Source organism: Solibacillus isronensis, assembly GCF_900168685.1.
GTDB lineage: Bacteria > Bacillota > Bacilli > Bacillales_A > Planococcaceae > Solibacillus > Solibacillus isronensis_A.
In genome coordinates, this window is the sequence record NZ_FVZN01000005.1 from 1 (window position 1) to 16,117 (window position 16,117).

At 40.8% G+C, this 16,117-nt stretch carries 15 protein-coding genes and 2 rRNA genes; 12 read left to right on the plus strand and 5 right to left on the minus strand.

What is annotated here, in order from left to right; genetic code table 11:
- Together B5473_RS00635 and rrf are read left to right on the plus strand one after the other, a co-directional pair.
- Positions 1–113: ribosomal RNA gene (locus tag B5473_RS00635) — 23S ribosomal RNA — on the plus strand; the annotation flags it as partial.
- 185 nt (positions 114–298) lie between these two features.
- Positions 299–414: ribosomal RNA gene (gene rrf, locus B5473_RS00640) — 5S ribosomal RNA — on the plus strand.
- Between the two features lie 66 nt (positions 415–480).
- On the opposite strand, the gene B5473_RS00645 is transcribed toward rrf, so the two are convergent.
- Positions 481–1,152 (minus strand): LytTR family DNA-binding domain-containing protein, encoded by a 672-nt coding sequence (locus B5473_RS00645; RefSeq protein WP_079523204.1) that lies wholly within the window; start codon positions 1,150–1,152, stop codon positions 481–483.
- 215 nt (positions 1,153–1,367) lie between these two features.
- Between B5473_RS00645 and aceA the strand changes: the two genes are divergently transcribed.
- The 5 genes from aceA to B5473_RS00670 all read left to right on the plus strand — a co-directional run bounded on the left by aceA (position 1,368) and on the right by B5473_RS00670 (position 7,337).
- The gene (gene aceA, locus B5473_RS00650) at positions 1,368–2,651 is read left to right on the plus strand and encodes an isocitrate lyase (RefSeq protein ID WP_079523205.1); all 1,284 of its coding nucleotides are present in this window, start codon (positions 1,368–1,370) and stop codon (positions 2,649–2,651) included.
- A gap of 425 nt (positions 2,652–3,076) precedes the next feature.
- Positions 3,077–4,252, plus strand: coding sequence for a pyridoxal-phosphate-dependent aminotransferase family protein (locus tag B5473_RS00655; RefSeq protein WP_079523206.1), 1,176 nt, complete (start codon positions 3,077–3,079; stop codon positions 4,250–4,252).
- 118 nt (positions 4,253–4,370) lie between these two features.
- Complete coding sequence (gene ade / locus B5473_RS00660) at positions 4,371–6,110, plus strand: adenine deaminase (RefSeq protein WP_079523207.1); 1,740 nt, start codon at positions 4,371–4,373, stop codon at positions 6,108–6,110.
- Between the two features lie 50 nt (positions 6,111–6,160).
- Complete coding sequence (locus B5473_RS00665) at positions 6,161–6,871, plus strand: glycosyltransferase (RefSeq protein ID WP_079523208.1); 711 nt, start codon at positions 6,161–6,163, stop codon at positions 6,869–6,871.
- Between the two features lie 85 nt (positions 6,872–6,956).
- Positions 6,957–7,337 carry a YkvA family protein gene (locus B5473_RS00670; protein ID WP_079523209.1) on the plus strand — a complete coding sequence of 127 codons (381 nt, stop codon included), beginning with the start codon at positions 6,957–6,959 and terminating at the stop codon, positions 7,335–7,337.
- Positions 7,338–7,390: 53 nt separating this feature from the next.
- On the opposite strand, the gene B5473_RS00675 is transcribed toward B5473_RS00670, so the two are convergent.
- The 4 genes from B5473_RS00675 to B5473_RS00690 all read right to left on the minus strand — a co-directional run bounded on the left by B5473_RS00675 (position 7,391) and on the right by B5473_RS00690 (position 11,480).
- On the minus strand, positions 7,391–8,338 hold the full coding sequence (locus tag B5473_RS00675; RefSeq protein WP_079523210.1) for an N-acetylglucosamine kinase: 948 nt from the start codon (positions 8,336–8,338) through the stop codon (positions 7,391–7,393).
- Positions 8,331–9,854, minus strand: a complete 1,524-nt coding sequence (gene argH / locus B5473_RS00680; RefSeq protein ID WP_079523211.1) for an argininosuccinate lyase — start codon at positions 9,852–9,854, stop codon at positions 8,331–8,333. Before argH ends, B5473_RS00675 begins: the two co-directional genes overlap by 8 nt.
- Positions 9,855–9,986: 132 nt before the next feature.
- Positions 9,987–10,901, minus strand: coding sequence for an EamA family transporter (locus tag B5473_RS00685; RefSeq protein WP_079523212.1), 915 nt, complete (start codon positions 10,899–10,901; stop codon positions 9,987–9,989).
- A gap of 18 nt (positions 10,902–10,919) precedes the next feature.
- Entirely contained in the window at positions 10,920–11,480 is a 561-nt protein-coding gene (locus B5473_RS00690; protein WP_079523213.1) for a GNAT family N-acetyltransferase, read from the minus strand.
- A 149-nt stretch (positions 11,481–11,629) separates the two neighbouring features.
- Between B5473_RS00690 and B5473_RS00695 the strand changes: the two genes are divergently transcribed.
- The 5 genes from B5473_RS00695 to B5473_RS00715 all read left to right on the plus strand — a co-directional run bounded on the left by B5473_RS00695 (position 11,630) and on the right by B5473_RS00715 (position 16,025).
- Entirely contained in the window at positions 11,630–12,577 is a 948-nt protein-coding gene (locus tag B5473_RS00695) for a carbohydrate kinase family protein (protein ID WP_079523214.1), read from the plus strand.
- Positions 12,578–13,037: 460 nt separating this feature from the next.
- A complete protein-coding gene (locus B5473_RS00700; RefSeq protein ID WP_079523215.1) occupies positions 13,038–14,144 on the plus strand; it encodes a helix-turn-helix domain-containing protein in 1,107 nt (368 codons plus the stop codon).
- A 12-nt stretch (positions 14,145–14,156) separates the two neighbouring features.
- Positions 14,157–14,357, plus strand: a complete 201-nt coding sequence (locus B5473_RS00705) for a PLD nuclease N-terminal domain-containing protein (RefSeq protein ID WP_008407429.1) — start codon at positions 14,157–14,159, stop codon at positions 14,355–14,357.
- Positions 14,354–15,256: an ABC transporter ATP-binding protein gene (locus B5473_RS00710; RefSeq protein WP_079523216.1), complete on the plus strand. Its 903-nt coding sequence runs from the start codon at positions 14,354–14,356 to the stop codon at positions 15,254–15,256. The genes B5473_RS00705 and B5473_RS00710 overlap by 4 nt, the downstream gene beginning before the upstream one ends.
- On the plus strand, positions 15,243–16,025 hold the full coding sequence (locus B5473_RS00715; protein WP_079523217.1) for an ABC transporter permease: 783 nt from the start codon (positions 15,243–15,245) through the stop codon (positions 16,023–16,025). Before B5473_RS00710 ends, B5473_RS00715 begins: the two co-directional genes overlap by 14 nt.
- The last annotated feature ends 92 nt before the right edge of the window (positions 16,026–16,117 follow it).

Consider the following 16,117-nt stretch of genomic DNA (forward strand, 5'->3'; position numbering starts at 1 on the left):
CCCATTACGCAAGTAAGTAAGACCCCTGAAAGACGATCAGGTAGATAGGTTCGAGGTGGAAGTGCGGTGACGCATGCAGCTGACGAATACTAATCGGTCGAGGACTTAACCACATTTTATTGCACAATTCAATGAAACGTTTATCCAGTTTTGAAAGAATGAATCTTTCTAAGGGTTTCAAAGACACAAGCTAGTCGAGGAAACGACTGAGTGATTGAAGGAGCGTACTCAAGTACGTGACTGAAAGATCGAAGGAAGTTGACGAAGGATAGCGCCGTGGATTGGAAGCCGATAATAGTGAAGTGATGATGGCAAAGAGGTCACACCCGTTCCCATACCGAACACGGAAGTTAAGCTCTTTAGCGCCGATGGTAGTTGGGGGCTTCCCCCTGTGAGAGTAGGACGTCGCTTCGCACATGTAAAACCCACTGAGAAATCAGTGGGTTTTTTGTTTTGTTTATATAACTCTGTCAATACATATTAAAACTCCAAAACTGCCCGTAAGTTATTGATATAGGACTGACTTACTGGTAATTCTACGCCATCCTTCAGTTGAACAATAAAGTTAGAAGTCAGATCCCGCGAGATTTTCTTTATATAGCAAATATTTATAATATAGGAACGATGAATGCGAAGAAAGTTATTTGGTAGTCGAGTCTGCAACTCTTTAAGTGTAATGGCTGTTTTGTACTGCTCACCTTTGGAGTAAAACCATGTTCGCTTTTGCAGACTTTCAATATGTGAAATTTCATCAATCGAAATGGGTACCCAATCTTCTATTTGTTTTCCTGTTAAAAACTGATACATATCTGAACTTTTTACTTTAAATAATGGGGGCAGCACGACAACTAAAGCACCTTGTTCACCGTTTACCAAAATTGGATATCCAATCGCATAATAAGGTGTTTCAAAAAGTGTATTCTCCATAACAGCATCTACTTTTTTTGCTGTTTGAAGTACTTTATAAGCGATACTGTCTTTCGGAACTGCGGAACCTACTTTCAATGAAAAATGGTGATGACCTGTGCTGAAATAAATAAAGCTATTGTTTACTGCTATTGCAATCGATGCATCTTGAGGAATCCAATCTTCTAAAATAATTTTATACTGATTTAAAATGCTCTTTTCGATTTCAATATTTTGTAATGACAATGCAAATCCACTCCTTCTGTATTATTGCCTAAATGATAATTCATCCGCCAAATATACCCATTCATCCTAAATTAAAGTTAATTTGTCAGAAAATAATGAAAAGTTAAACTTTCTGTTATACATTATATTACATCAAGATGTTCTGTTATGGAACAGTCAATTACAAATTTTTCTAACAGAATATCTATACACAATGGGGAAGGTGGAAATTTATTATGTCAACTCGTCAAGAAAGAATCGAAGCTTTACAAAAGGATTGGGCAGAAAACTCACGTTGGAAAGGAATTGAGCGTGGCTATACAGCTGAAGAGGTTGTAAAGTTACAAGGTTCATTCATCCAGGAGCAAACATTAGCAAAACGAGGATCTGCTCGTTTATGGAAATCATTACATGAAGCGCCTTTCATTAATGCTTTAGGTGCTTTAACGGGGAATCAGGCAGTACAGCAAGTAAAGGCAGGTTTACAGGCAATCTACTTATCGGGGTGGCAAGTAGCGGCTGATGCAAACCTTTCTGGTCAAATGTATCCGGACCAGTCTTTATATCCGGCAAACTCTGTACCAGCAGTAGTAAAACGTATTAACCAGGCGCTTCAGCGTGCTGACCAAATCGACCATGCTGAAGGCCGTGATGATGGTTTTGACTGGTTTGCGCCGATTGTAGCTGATGCGGAAGCAGGCTTCGGTGGTCCATTAAACGTATTTGAATTAGTTAAGGGAATGATTGAAGCGGGTGCTGCTGGTGTGCATTTAGAAGACCAATTAGCTTCTGAGAAAAAATGCGGACACTTAGGCGGGAAAGTATTATTACCAACGCAAAACGCTGTACGTAATTTAATTGCTGCACGTTTAGCAGCTGATGTTGCAGGAGTTGATACTATTTTGATCGCACGTACTGATGCAGATGCTGCTGACATGGTAACTTCAGATATCGACCCACGCGATGCAGAATTCTTAACAGGTGAACGTACTCCAGAAGGATTCTACCGTACTAAACCAGGTATTAAGCAAGCAATTGCACGCGGGTTAGCTTATGCACCATATGCAGATTTAATCTGGTGTGAGACTTCTCACCCGTCATTAGAAGAAGCTCGTGAGTTTGCAGCTGCAATCCACGCTGAGTTCCCAGGAAAAATGTTAGCGTATAACTGCTCGCCTTCATTCAACTGGAAAGCTAAGTTATCAGATGAAGAGATTGCAGAGTACCAACGTGAGTTAGGTAAACTTGGCTACAAGTTCCAATTTATTACACTTGCTGGTTTCCACAGCTTAAACTACTCAATGTTCGAGCTTGCGCATGACTACAAAGACAATGGTATGGCTGCTTACTCTAAACTACAACAAGCAGAGTTTGCTGCTGAAAGTAAAGGTTACACTGCTACTCGTCACCAACGTGAAGTAGGTACTGGTTACTTTGATGAAGTATCACAAACAATTTCAGGTGGTACATCTTCGACAACTGCTATGTCCGGCTCTACTGAAACAGAGCAATTTGTATAAGATTAGGTTTAATAGGCAGTGTTATGAATAGATTCATAAACGGGGAACTGCTTATTCGGATTAACGTATTCCTTTTCTTCTATTTTACCGATTCAAGTGACATTGGGGAATGTGCACTGAGTAAATAGACGTTATGCCGAAGCGACTATTGAAAGAAACGTAGGATGTGGAAGAGGAATAAATTCTTGAACTTGAACAGCTTGACTCTATGAACAATGCTAAATCGAATTGGAACGCGGTTTAGTATGGGATGCCTCCCAACATATAAGGAAAACTAAGGGGTTTTTATAAAGATGAATGTCTTTTTAGCTTGGATGGGGCTAAAAAGGCATTTTCTATTTAGAGAAATAAAGGAGTTCTAATATAGAGTAGGGAATATTATATAGATAGAATATTTTTACTATTAAGAAAAGGGAGTAATATCAATGAAAAATAAAGAATTATTATTAGTACCAGGGCCGACACCGGTAATGGATGAGATTTATGATGCCTTGGCAAGTGAAACGAGAGGCCATACGGATCCTAGGTTTGTAGAAACATTTAAAAATGCGCTTGCCAATACGAAAAAGCTGTTTAATACAGATGGAGAAGTATATGTTGTAGCGGGTTCAGGTACATTAGCAATGGAAATGGCAATAGTAAATACTATTGCAAAAGGTGAACGCCTGCTTGTTATTAGTCATGGCTATTTCGGTGATCGTTTTACACCACTTGCAAAGGCATTTGGAATTGAAGTTGATGTACTGCAGTCAACATGGGGTGAACGTGTAGATGCAACGCTTGTTGAGGAAGCAGTGAAGGCTAACAATTATAAGGCTGTAACAATTACACATGCCGATACATCTACTGGGGTTGTTTCGGACTTAGAGACACTTGTTCCGATTATTAAAGCATCCGGTGCACTTGTCATTGTTGATGGTGTTGTCGCAACAGCAGCATTGCAAGAGGACATGAGTAAAGCTTACGGTGAAGAAGACTATAAAATTGATATTGTGTTAACAGGATCCCAAAAGGCGATTGGTATTCCTCCTGGGCTGGCGATTGTTGCTTTCAGTAAGCAGGCATTGGCTGCTCGTGAACAAATCGGGACAGTGCCGGCCTATTATGCGGATATACATAATTGGCGCAATATTATGGATAACCCGGCAATGTACTTTGCGACGCCTCCGGTTAACTTAATTTACGCATATGATGTTGCATTGAATATTGTATTAGAAGAAGGTATGCAGAAACGTGAAGCGCGTCATATTGCATTTGGTAAAGCGATCCGTGCGGCACTGCGTTCTTACGGTATGACACCATTGGCTAACGAGGAAGTAGCTGCGCCGACATTAAGCTGTATTTTATATCCTGAAGGTATTGAGGATGGAAAATTCCGAGCAAGTTTAGCGAACCGCGGTATTATCGTAGCGGGTTCTTTAGCCCACTTAGCAGGAAAAGCATTCCGCATTGGACATATGGGGAATACGACTGCGGAAATGCTGGAACAGGCAATTGTTGTGATTGGTGAAGCATTGCAAGAGCAACAGCTGCAAGTCGATATTGAAAAGGCAAAAGGCATATTCGCTAAAGAGATAGAAGCAGCATTGGTACAAAGCTAAAAGCTGCCAGAAAAGCATATAGAGTTGTGCGATTATAGGAAAGGGGACAGTGCGATTTTTGAAGCGTCCCCTTTTTTATTTAGTTATTAAAAGATTTGAAATAAACAGGGGGTGGCATATGAGGCAAATTATCGATCAATCTCAAAAACGAGGTAAAGCGGATTTCATTATTCAACATGCACAAATTGCCGATGTCTTTAATTTATGTTGGCGAAAAGGTGATGTTGTAGTGGCAAACGGCAAAATTATTGCAATTTCAGAGCCAGATGAATTTGAAGCGGAACAAGTAATAGATGCAAGCGGAAAGTATATTGTACCGGGCTTTATTGATGCACATATTCATATTGAATCATCCATGCTTGTACCAAAACAGTTTAATCGAATCGTGCTTCCACATGGTGTAACGGCTGTCGTTACAGACCCGCATGAAATTGCGAATGTCTCAGGAAAAGCAGGATTGGAATTTATGCTGCAGGATATTGAAGATGTCGAAATGGATATTTATTTTATGCTGCCTTCCAGTGTACCGGGGACCTCTTTTGAAAATGCAGGAGCTGTTCTGACGGCAAAAGATTTAAAAGAATTTATCGGTCATAAGAATGTATTAGGTTTAGCAGAGGTAATGGATTTTCCTGCTGTACTGAACGGGGAAAAGGAAATGCTCGCAAAGCTAAAACTTGCTCAAGAAAATGGGTTGGTCATTGATGGTCATTGTGCAGGCTTAACAAGTTCTCAAATACGTGGTTACCGGGCAGCAGGAATTACAACAGATCATGAATGCGTGACAGCCGAAGAGGCATTGGACCGAGTGGAGCAGGGGATGTATGTGCTGATCCGGGAAGGTTCAGCAGCCAAAAACTTAAAAGCCATTTTACCTGCTGTAACAATGGCGAATGCGCGGCGTTTTGCTTTTTGTACGGATGATAAGCATTTGGATGAACTGATGGAGCAGGGAAGCATTAACTACGCAGTGGCACTGGCGATTGCGGAAGGAATGGATCCATTACTGGCGATTCAGATTGCATCATTAAATGCCGCTGAATGTTATCGTCTGAAAAATAAAGGCGCGGTTGCTACAGGCTATGATGCAGATTTTATAGTTGTTGAGGATTTGCAGACGATGAAAGCACTGGCTGTATGGAAAAATGGAAGAAAAGTTGCGGAAAATGGAGAAATGCTTTCACTAATTCCGGAAAAATCTACTGTGGAAACATCCATTTTACAGTCGATGCATTTACCAGAGTTGACAGTTGAAGATTTACGCTTGCCGTTTACAGGAAATCGGGCAAATATAATGAAAATTGTACCAAATCAGCTCATTACAAAGCGGGTTGAGATGGAAGTCGACGTAGCAAATGGACATTTTGTATCATCGATCGAAAAGGATTTATTGAAGCTGGCAGTTGTGGAGCGTCATCACCACATTGGGACAAAGGCAGTCGCAATCGTACAAGGTATTGGTATTCAAAGCGGCGCTGTAGCGACAACGATTTCCCATGATTCACATAATGCGATTGCCGTAGGAACAAATGATGAAGATATGTTAATTGCACTTAAGGCACTTCAAAAAATTCAAGGCGGGTTAGTCGTAGTAAATGAAGGAGAAGTGATTGCTTCGCTCAGTCTGCCAATCGCAGGTCTTATGACAGATGCTCCTGCTGAACAGGCGAAGAAAGAGCTGGAGAAATTACATGAAGGTCTGCATACCATTCATCCTACACTTGACTATCATCTATTTCTGACTTTATCATTTCTCGCATTGCCCGTTATTCCAGATATTAAGCTTACAGATACAGGATTGTTTGATGTAACAAAATTTCAGCATATTCCCGTTGAAGTTATAACTGCTGATGAATAGCTTTCTATTTTAGATTTTTTCATTAAATATTCTATGAAGGAGCATGCAATATGGAGCAAGTCATTGTTATGATTCCAGCGCTAAACCCTTTACCGGCTCTTCTGCAGTTTGTCAGAAAACTGAATGCATTGCCGATTGCCAATATTATTGTCATTAATGATGGCAGTGAAGAAAAATACAACGGTCTGTTTGAACAATTACAGCAAGAAGGTTGCGAAGTATTAACACATGACAAAAACCTGGGGAAAGGCCGTGCACTTAAAACAGGGATGGAGTATATACTGAAATCCAGATTGCAGACAAAGGGGATTATTACAGTAGGAGCGCATGGTCAGCATTCGGTATTGGATGTGGAACAGGTATTGTCGAGTACGAAAATCTTTTCTGATGGGATTATACTAGGTATTCGCGATTTCAAAGATTCAGACTACCCGCTCATTAGTAAACTGCAAAACCGTGCCTACTCGATGGTGTTTGAACTGTTTATCCGTAAACGTTTGCTCGACATCCAAACAGGATTACGTTACATTCCAAGAGGACATCTGCCATGGCTTTGTAAAGTGAAGGGAGAGTCTTATCACTATGACACGAACATGCTGATTGAGGCGATAAGACGAAAAGTTCCTGTCTACGAGGTGCCGATTGGTCATGCAAAGCTCCGGAAAAATTCAATTATTTATTATGATGAAGTATTGAACCCGACTAAAATACTCCAGCAACTTTGGTCAAATTTCCTACATAAAAGGCAAAATACGAAATGAATCTTTTCTTATTGCGAAAACGTATAGGATTACGAGTCGCATATTTGAGGAATAATAAAATAATAGCAAGGAAAGGAGCATTCGTATGAGCGAACAATATAACTTCGAAAAAATGATTGAAGGCCAAGACCAACATTATTCAGATAAAAAGTTTCTGCATAAAATGAAAAAATTTGGTGGCGGGTTAGGCTATAAAGCGATGCAGGCAGCTGCTACACTTTACGTCGCCCTGCGTAGTCCGGAAATGCCTAAATCGAACAAACTCATTGTTTTAGGAGCGCTGGGGTACTTCATTTTGCCATTGGATTTAGTTGTCGATTTCCTTCCTTTATTCGGTTTAACCGATGATGCTTTTATCATTTTAACTGCACTGGGAAAAGTGTATTTATCAATTACAGATGAGATGAAGGATGAGGCAAAAGGGTTAATCGATTCTAAGCTTGGAAGTCAGGAAGACGTAGTGTAATAAAGGATAAAATCCCCTTTAAGCAAATGATGCTAAAGGGGATTTTTCTATGTCTACTTAACGGGATGGGCTCCGTTCAATTCACGTAAGCCACGATTGAAAATAGCTTCAATCGGCTTCTCCTCGCATAACTTTAACGTTATATTCGGGTGTGTTGTTTGGAACTGTGTAGTTATTAATTCAACGAGCGCAGGATTATTTTTTAAAATCCCGCCATTTAAAAACAGTGTATGGGCTTTATTTGCATAACCCGCATTTTTTAATGTCGTTGCTGCCAATAAAACAAGTTCATCCGCTGCTTTTTGCATAATTTTCTGTGCAACGGCATCACCCATTTCAACCGCCTGTTGCAAATAAGAACTGAAGCTGGCCAATCGGGAATTTGTATAATCTGCTGAGTAAATGAGATTGAACAATTCATCTGTGCTGATAACATGGTGACCTGCTAAAACAAGATCTGTTAATATGGTCGGCTTGTTGCGACCATCAGCAGCGCGGAAAATCGATTTCGCAATATGTTTTCCAATCCAGTAACCGCTTCCTTCATCACCAATCCGGTGTCCCCAGCCGCCACCACGGCTGATCTTATTATTCATAAGACTATAGCAAATAGCCCCTGTACCTGAAATAAGCAGGCTTATATCAGTCTTCCCAAGACCTTTTAACGTTGCTTCAACATCATTTTCTATTAAAATTTGACCGAATGTAAAAGGGGAGCGGGCGATACTTCCTTCAATAATTTCCTCGATAATCTTTTTATCCTGGTCTGTATCAATGCCGGAAAGTGCGAAGATTGCTACATCAATAAACAGGCTCGGTAAATGGGCTGCCGCACTCCTGAGCAGGCCGGTAAATACATGTTGGACATGTTCAATTCCAACAGCCTGGTAATTCGAGCCTGTGGAAGTTGCGGTAAATAGTTCACGACCATCTATAGAACGAATGCTCATTACTGTTTTTGATGCACCACCATCAACGGCTAATACATAACGATTACTCATGTTCCGTCCACCCCTTTAAAATTTGTTCCAATCGATTTTCGGCTTTTAAAATTGCCTCTGTCTTTTCTCTCAGCCAACTTTCAAGGTGGGCCGTATCATCTTCTGCCTGTTTTAGCGATTTTCGCATTGTTGCAGGCGCAGGCCCTCCCTTTAATGTACGTATATTAACGAAGTACTCTGGCTGGATCGCCTGGTAAAAGGCAATCTCATTAATTTGAAGCGGCTTTCCTGTAACTTCTAAGCATTTCTCGTTGGCCAATTTCCATGTCAGGCTTGCGAGCGATTCTTTATTATTTGCCATCAGTTCCCGCACACATAGGCTGACAATTTTATGTGACTGGCGGAATGAAATGCCTTCGGAGCGTACGAGAGAATCGGCAAGCTCTGTTACATTGGCAAAGCTGTTTTGCGCACGTTTCAGCAAGTTTTCCTTATTCACATCCATCGTAAGGACCATCCCGGCAAATAGCTTATAAATTCCGACTAAACGGTCGATTGCCCGCCATAAATACGGTTGCATATCGTCTTCTGTATCGACAATATCCCCAAATGGTGTATTGTGGACCATCTGTAGAACTGTTGCCGCATCCCCGACAACCGATGAGAGCAGTGAACGTGTATGCTCGATTGAAACAGGGTTGCGCTTTTGAGGCATGATGGAACTGATCTGCACATAAGGACTGGCAAGCTTAAAAGCATTGAATTCCTGTGTTGCCCATAGTAAAAAGTCCTGCGATGTGCGCCCTAAATTGAGGGCAGCAAGCTGTACGATGCTAGCGGCTTCCGCGATATAGTCAGCACCGGCAACGGCATCCCAAGCATTTTCGATTAAGTCATCAAAGGCAAGCAATTCCTGCATTCGTTCACGGCTAATCGGGAACCCTGTAGTTGTCAAAGCCGCCGCGCCCATACTGCTGCGGTTAATCGTATTGTATGCGGCCTGCATTCGTTTATAGTCCCTGGTGAGCTGATCAATGACAGCCTTTAAATAATGGGCAAAGGTTGTCGGCTGTGCCTGCTGTGTATGTGTATAGCCAATCATGATCGTCTCTACATGCTCTTCGGCAAAGACGAGTAGCGATTGACGTAGATTCAAAAGTTCCTGCATGAGCGTAAGCATCTTTTTACGTAGTGTCATGCGGTAAATGGCGATTCCCATATCGTTTCTGCTGCGTCCAATATGTAAATTACCGGAAATATCGCCTCCGAGTTCGATTAGCTTGTTTTCAATGCGGAAAAACAAATCTTCAAATTGCGGGTTATAATCACGGGTTTTATAATATTCCAGATCAAGTTTTTGAATAGCTTGACCGATGCGACGGGCATTTTCTGGGGTAACCAATTCCTGTTCTTCAAGCATCTTTAAATGGGCAATATGAATTTGAAGCATCGCATCCAAAAAATGCTTGCGTGCCTCATCATAAGCGGGCTGTAAAACCATTTGACGATAACTATTGGAAGGAAATAAAATTCCTTCTTTTTCATTTATTAGATTGCGGTAATTCTGAAAGAACATGTTGAATGGGCCTCCAATCAAATGATAGAAACTGTTACCTGATACTCTCATTCTACAATTATTAGAAAATTTTATCAATTCAAATAAATAAAGTAAACTAACGGAAAAAACTAAAAAACAGCCGCCCTATAATTAGGACAGCTGCTGTGTTTGATCGATAACACGTACCTTTTTTGAAGCGAAATAGGATGGCAATACCATACCGAATAGTACAAGTACGATACCGAAAACTTGGAGAAGTGTTAAATTTTCATTTAATACAATGACTGATACTGTAATTGCTACAGGCAGCTCCATTGCACTCAAAATTGGTACAAGTGCACCACCGACTTTTGGCGCGGCAATCGAAAATAGTAAAATCGGCAAAATAATGCCGAAGAGCCCGAGTGCCAGGCCGAACTTCCATAGACCGCCTGTCAATTGGCCGTTCCATACAATTTCTGGCGATAAAAAGATACAAACGATGATCAGGGATACAACAGATAAAATAAATGTACGTCCGATCGTCGTCACACCTTCAACAGGCTGGGCGTTAAATTGCATAAAAGCAGCAAAAGTAAAGGCAGCGAGTAACCCTAGTGCCCATCCTTGCCAAGCGATTTGCGATAAATCTACATCAATTACACCGGCTGCAAAAATCGTACCTACAAATAAAAACACTAACGAAATTAATTCAATACGTGTTGGCAGGCGTCTTTTCAGGAAGCAGTCCATGAACAATCCAATCCATGTAAATTGGAACAGCATAACAACTGCCAATGATGCAGGTAAATAATTTAGTGAGTGCCCGTAAACAATACCTGTAATCGCTGTACATGTTCCGGCTAAAAGTAAAGTGATGGCACCTTTCTTTGAAAGCTTCGGTAATGTGCGTTGTGTTACAACAAAGAGCAAAAGTGCAAGTAAAAAACCAACGAAATATTGGCTCGTCACGGCTTCTGACGATGTATAGCCGTGCTGCATCGCAACTTTTACAATTGTTGATAATACTCCGTAACTACTAGCCGCTATTACAATTAATAGCGGGTAAATCCAGTTTTGTTTCATTTAGTGTTTCTTCCTATTCTAAAGCGACTTCACCATATGATGAAATGGCTCATTAATTATTGTCCAGCTTTCAATTGTACGATAGCCTATTTTTTCGTACAAGCGCCGTGCATCGTGTTTCTCTAGTTCCACATTTAGAGAAATTTTTTCGAAGCCAAGCTCCTTGCCTTTTTGCTCGGCAAATTGCAAAAGGAGCGTGCCGATACCAAGACCGCGCGCTTTTTTCGAGACACAAATGGTATCGATGTAATATTCATCCATATGTGCTTCGACATCCAATGTAGTCTGTATTCCTTTTTGGGCCAGCTGCTGTTCGAGCTTGCGATCAAGCTTGTACCCGAGACGGCCATCATAAAGCACGACAATCCCAACTATTTCACCTTGCTGTTCCGCTACAAATGTATTCAAATAGCTGTGTCGATTTGTCGTTTCTGTGACATACTGTTCTAAAGCAGCTAAAATCTGCGAAACTTCCTCTTCACCAGTCAAATTGTTTGCAATGTCTCCGATTGCATCATAAATTAAAGGTGCGACAGCTTTCGCGTCATTTCGAACTGCTTGTCGAATGGTAATGGTCATCATAATCAACTCCTTACCGAACAAAGTATAACAGAAAATAAATTCATTCGCGAAGAAAGCATTAGTTTCAGAATAGTATAAAGTTTTATAAATATATCTTTTCTATGGTAAATTAGTAAGAACATACAACGTCGGAGGTTAGACAATTAATGAGTCAAATAGACAAAGAATTCATCTTAGTTTATGGAGATGCATTCGTTGATTATATTGCAAATGATCAGACCAATACTTCATTTACGAAGTATTTAGGTGGCGCAACAATCAATGTTGCAGCAGGGATTAGTCGTATTGGGGCACCGTCAGCACTTATTACAATTACAGGCGATGACGAAACATCGGAATTTTGCCGTCAGGAGATTGCAAAAGAGGGTGTGAATCTTGATTTCGCTGTATTTGATGCGAAGAAGCGTGTAAGTGGTGTATATGTGCATTTAACTGAAAAATGTGAACGAGTATTTAAAGATTATGTCGATGAGACGCCGAATTTACAAGTAACACCTGAGCAGTTACAGGAAGAAGCATTCAAACGAGCTTCGATTTTAAATGTTTGTTCAGGAACGATGTTTGAAGAAACAGCATTAAAAACAACACGTGCCGCAGTGGATATGGCTAAGGAAAAGGGAGCGATAATCGCAATCGATGCGAATATTCGTCCGCTTCGTTGGGAATCTGAGGAAATCTGCCGTGAGACAATCTCTTCATTCTTTGAGGATGCAGATATTTTAAAGCTTACTGATGAGGAATTATATTTCCTGACAGAAACAACAACAATTGAAGAAGGCCTTCAAAAGTTGGATGAGCTGTTAGTACCAATCGTGCTGATTACAGTTGGAGCCGATGGAGCTTATGCGGTATTAAATGGTGAAGTTACACATGTTCCGGTTGAACGAGTTGTTCCGGTAGATACAACAGGCGCAGGTGATGCGTTTATGGCAGGCGTACTCCGCTATGTTCATTTCAATGGTTTACCTACAGTAAAAGAAGATTTAGTCAGCTGTGTCGCATTCGGCAACAAGCTGGGCGCAATGGCCGCAACTAAAGCCGGTGCATTAACGGCACTGCCAAGCTACGAGGAAATTAAGCATTTAATTAAATAAATTTTATATATAGCAAGCTGTCTCCGAAGTGGAGGCGGCTTTTTTCATTTAATGCAGTTGGGTGGTTATTAGAACAAGTAACAGGTTTATTGGAAGATGAAGAGATACGAGGCTTCATTTCGTGGTGAATAGAGGTAAAAGAACGGCATTTTGATTTTTATTAGAACAATGCCCCAGGTTATTAGAAAAAGTCGGAGCGATATTAGAAAATAGAGGGCGGATATTTGAACAATACGACCAGTTATTAGAACAATGAACGGTTATATTAGAAAATCCCACTTTTATTAGAACAAATAAAAATATATTAGAACTTCCCCCAATATATTAGAACATTTCACCCCGCAAATCCCACTTCCCCGACGAAACGTAACCATCAGTTGACAAAATCTCCTTTTTGAAAGAATTAGTCGCTATTAAACAGCCAACTTTCTTTTTATAATAAGTGTAAGAGGTGAGGGGGATGACCAATTTTCAATTTGCGGCCATTTTTGCAGAACGCCGCAAGCAACTGCAAGTGACACAAGAGGAAATTGCACGGCATGTCGGAGTATCAAGGGCAGCTGTTTCAAAGTGGGAGAAAGGGCAAAGCTATCCGGATATCGCACTTTTGCCGAAGCTTGCAACATTTTTCAACATTTCAATTGATGCACTGCTCGGTTATGAGCCGCAATTGACGGATGAACGAATTTTAAAAATGTATGCGGAATTAGCAAAGCGCTTTTCAAAGGAACCATTTGCTGAAGTGGATACAGCAATTGATCAACTCATAGAAGAATATTATAGTTGCTTCCCGTTTTTACTGAAGATGGCGCAGCTTTACGTCAATTACTTTAATCTCGCACAAGAAAAGGAAGTCGTTGCTGATAAAATCCAGGATCTTTGTAAACGTGTGAAGGAGTTCAGTGGAGATTACCGGCTGAATAACGAAGCGAATTTACTTGAGGCATATACGTATATATTAAAAGGGGAACCTCAGCATGTGCTCGAATTATTAGGGGAGAATGCTGTAGTTCAGCTTGGTACTGAACAGCTTATCGCTACGGCACAAACGATGCTGGGCAATATAGAAAAGGCGAAGGAAATTCACCAGGTCAACATGTACCAGCATTTGCTGTATATGATTACGAATGCGAATGAAGCACTTGGATTGGAAATAGGAAATGTATCTTATTTTGAACAGTCGGTCAGCCGGATTGAAACAATAATAGACACTTTTCATTTAAATAAACTGAATATACACAACACACTGCTGTTTTATATAAAGGCAGCGAGCGGATATGCAACACAAAATAATATAGAAGAAGCAATTCGCTGTATTGAGCGCTATGTAAAAATTTGTACGCAAATCAAATTTCCATTTCAAATTACAGGGGATGATTATTTCTACTTGCTGGATGGCTGGATCGCAAAGGAAGTTATGCTGAGTACACAATCACCACGGGATGAGGAATCGATCAAAAAATCCATTTATGAAGGTATTGCTGATAATCCGATGTTGGCAAATGTGCAAAACGATATGCGCTATAAAAGTTTACTGGTCAATTTAAAACATCATTTAAAAATTTAAGGGGGATTTATAATGGATCAATTATCGAATATTCCTTGGGGACTCATTGCGCCATTATTAGTATTGCAATTGGTGCTTGGGGCGGTTGCCATAGTGGATATTGTACGCAGTTATGAGACGCGCGGCCCGAAATGGGTATGGGTGCTCGTATCATTGTTTGTTAATACTCTTGGACCGATCGCCTACTTTCTGTTCGGACGGAAAAGCCAATGATCTGTATTGAAGTGAATGGCCTCACAAAGCAATTTGGTGCAAAAAAAGTAGTGGATGACTTATCGTTCACTTTGCCGATGCATACGTCTACAGCGCTGATCGGTCCGAATGGCGCAGGGAAAACGACGGCACTTTCGATGCTTTCCAATATACTGGAGCCGACAAGCGGCAAGATCATTATGCCGGGTGTAAAGGATATACGCAGTGCAATCGGCTTTTTACCGCAATATCCCCAGTACTATTCTTGGCTGACTGCACTTGAATATATGGAGATGGTAGCCAATTTAAACGGGCTTGAAAAGCGTTCATTAAAAAAAGAATGCAAAAAGATGCTGGAATTTGTAGGTTTGCAGGAAGCGATGAATAAAAAGACCGAAACGTTTTCAGGAGGAATGAAGCAGCGCTTAGGTATTGCCCAGGCAATAGTTCATAAACCAAAGCTCCTGTTGCTGGATGAACCGGTATCGGCACTTGATCCGGTTGGACGTCGGGAAGTGATGAACTTATTGAAAGAAGTGCAGCAACAGACGACGATTTTGTATTCAACGCATATTTTAAACGATGCTGAGGAAATGACCGATCAGCTGCTGTTTTTACGGGACGGTAAACTTGTTGAGCAAGGGTCACTGACAGAGGTGAAGCAAAAGTTTGAGGAACCACGTTATAAAATAACGTTCACAAATGCGGAAGAGGCGCGACAATTTGCGGGTCAGGCTACATTAAGAGCTGTTGCTAACGGAATAGCGGCATATGTGGAAATCTTAGACGGACGCCCTTCGATGCAACAGTTGCTTCAGCAGTTGGCGGCATCACCATATGAAGTTGTAAAAGTGGAGCGGGAAACGGCAAGCCTGGAAGAAATCTTTATGAAGGTGGTGGGGAAACATGCAGCAATTTAAAGCATTACTTTTAAAAGAATGGCGTGAAAGTGTTCGCAGCTTTAAAATTTTATGGATTCCGCTCGTTTTTGTATTGCTCGGTATTAGTGACCCGCTCATGAATTACTTTATGGAAGATATTTTGCAGGCGGTCGGCAATATGCCTGATGGATTTATGATGACAATGCCTGAATTTCAGCCGGCTGATTTGCTTATTGCATCAACTGGTCAATTTCAGACAATTGGACTGCTCGTATTGATTACTGCCTATATCGGGTCCGTAAGCCGGGAGCGCCAAAATGGTACTGCGACCCTTCTCTATGTACGTCCGATGTCTTTTACGGCATTATTTTTCAGTAAATGGATTGTTTCAAGCACAATTGCAATCATCAGTGCAATCGCTGGCTATGCGGGGAGCATGTATTATACGGCACTGCTTTACGGGACAGTTGATATAGCGAAGTTTTTGGCGATGCTCGGTACGTATTGTATTTGGTTATTATTTGTTATGGCACTAACTGTTGCGATGAGTGCAGCATTCCAAACATCGGTCGCTGCTGCTGTTACAATTATTCTCATTCCAGTCGGTCTGCTTGTTGACACATTAATCGGCAGCTTTTGGAGTATTACACCTTGGAAGCTCGCAAAATACGGAACAGGCCTTCTTACAGACAATGTATTAATGGAAAATTATTGGTATACTTTATTCGTTGTCCTCATCCTAATTGTTGTCATAGTGGGAATCGGTATTAAGATGAGCAAGAAGAATATTCGTTATTTAAAAGTATAAATAGTAAGCAGAAATCATTTTCCTTTAATTGATTTCTGCTTTTTTGTATTAACTTCCAGGAAAATAAGGAATATAATGAGAGTTAATTGTCT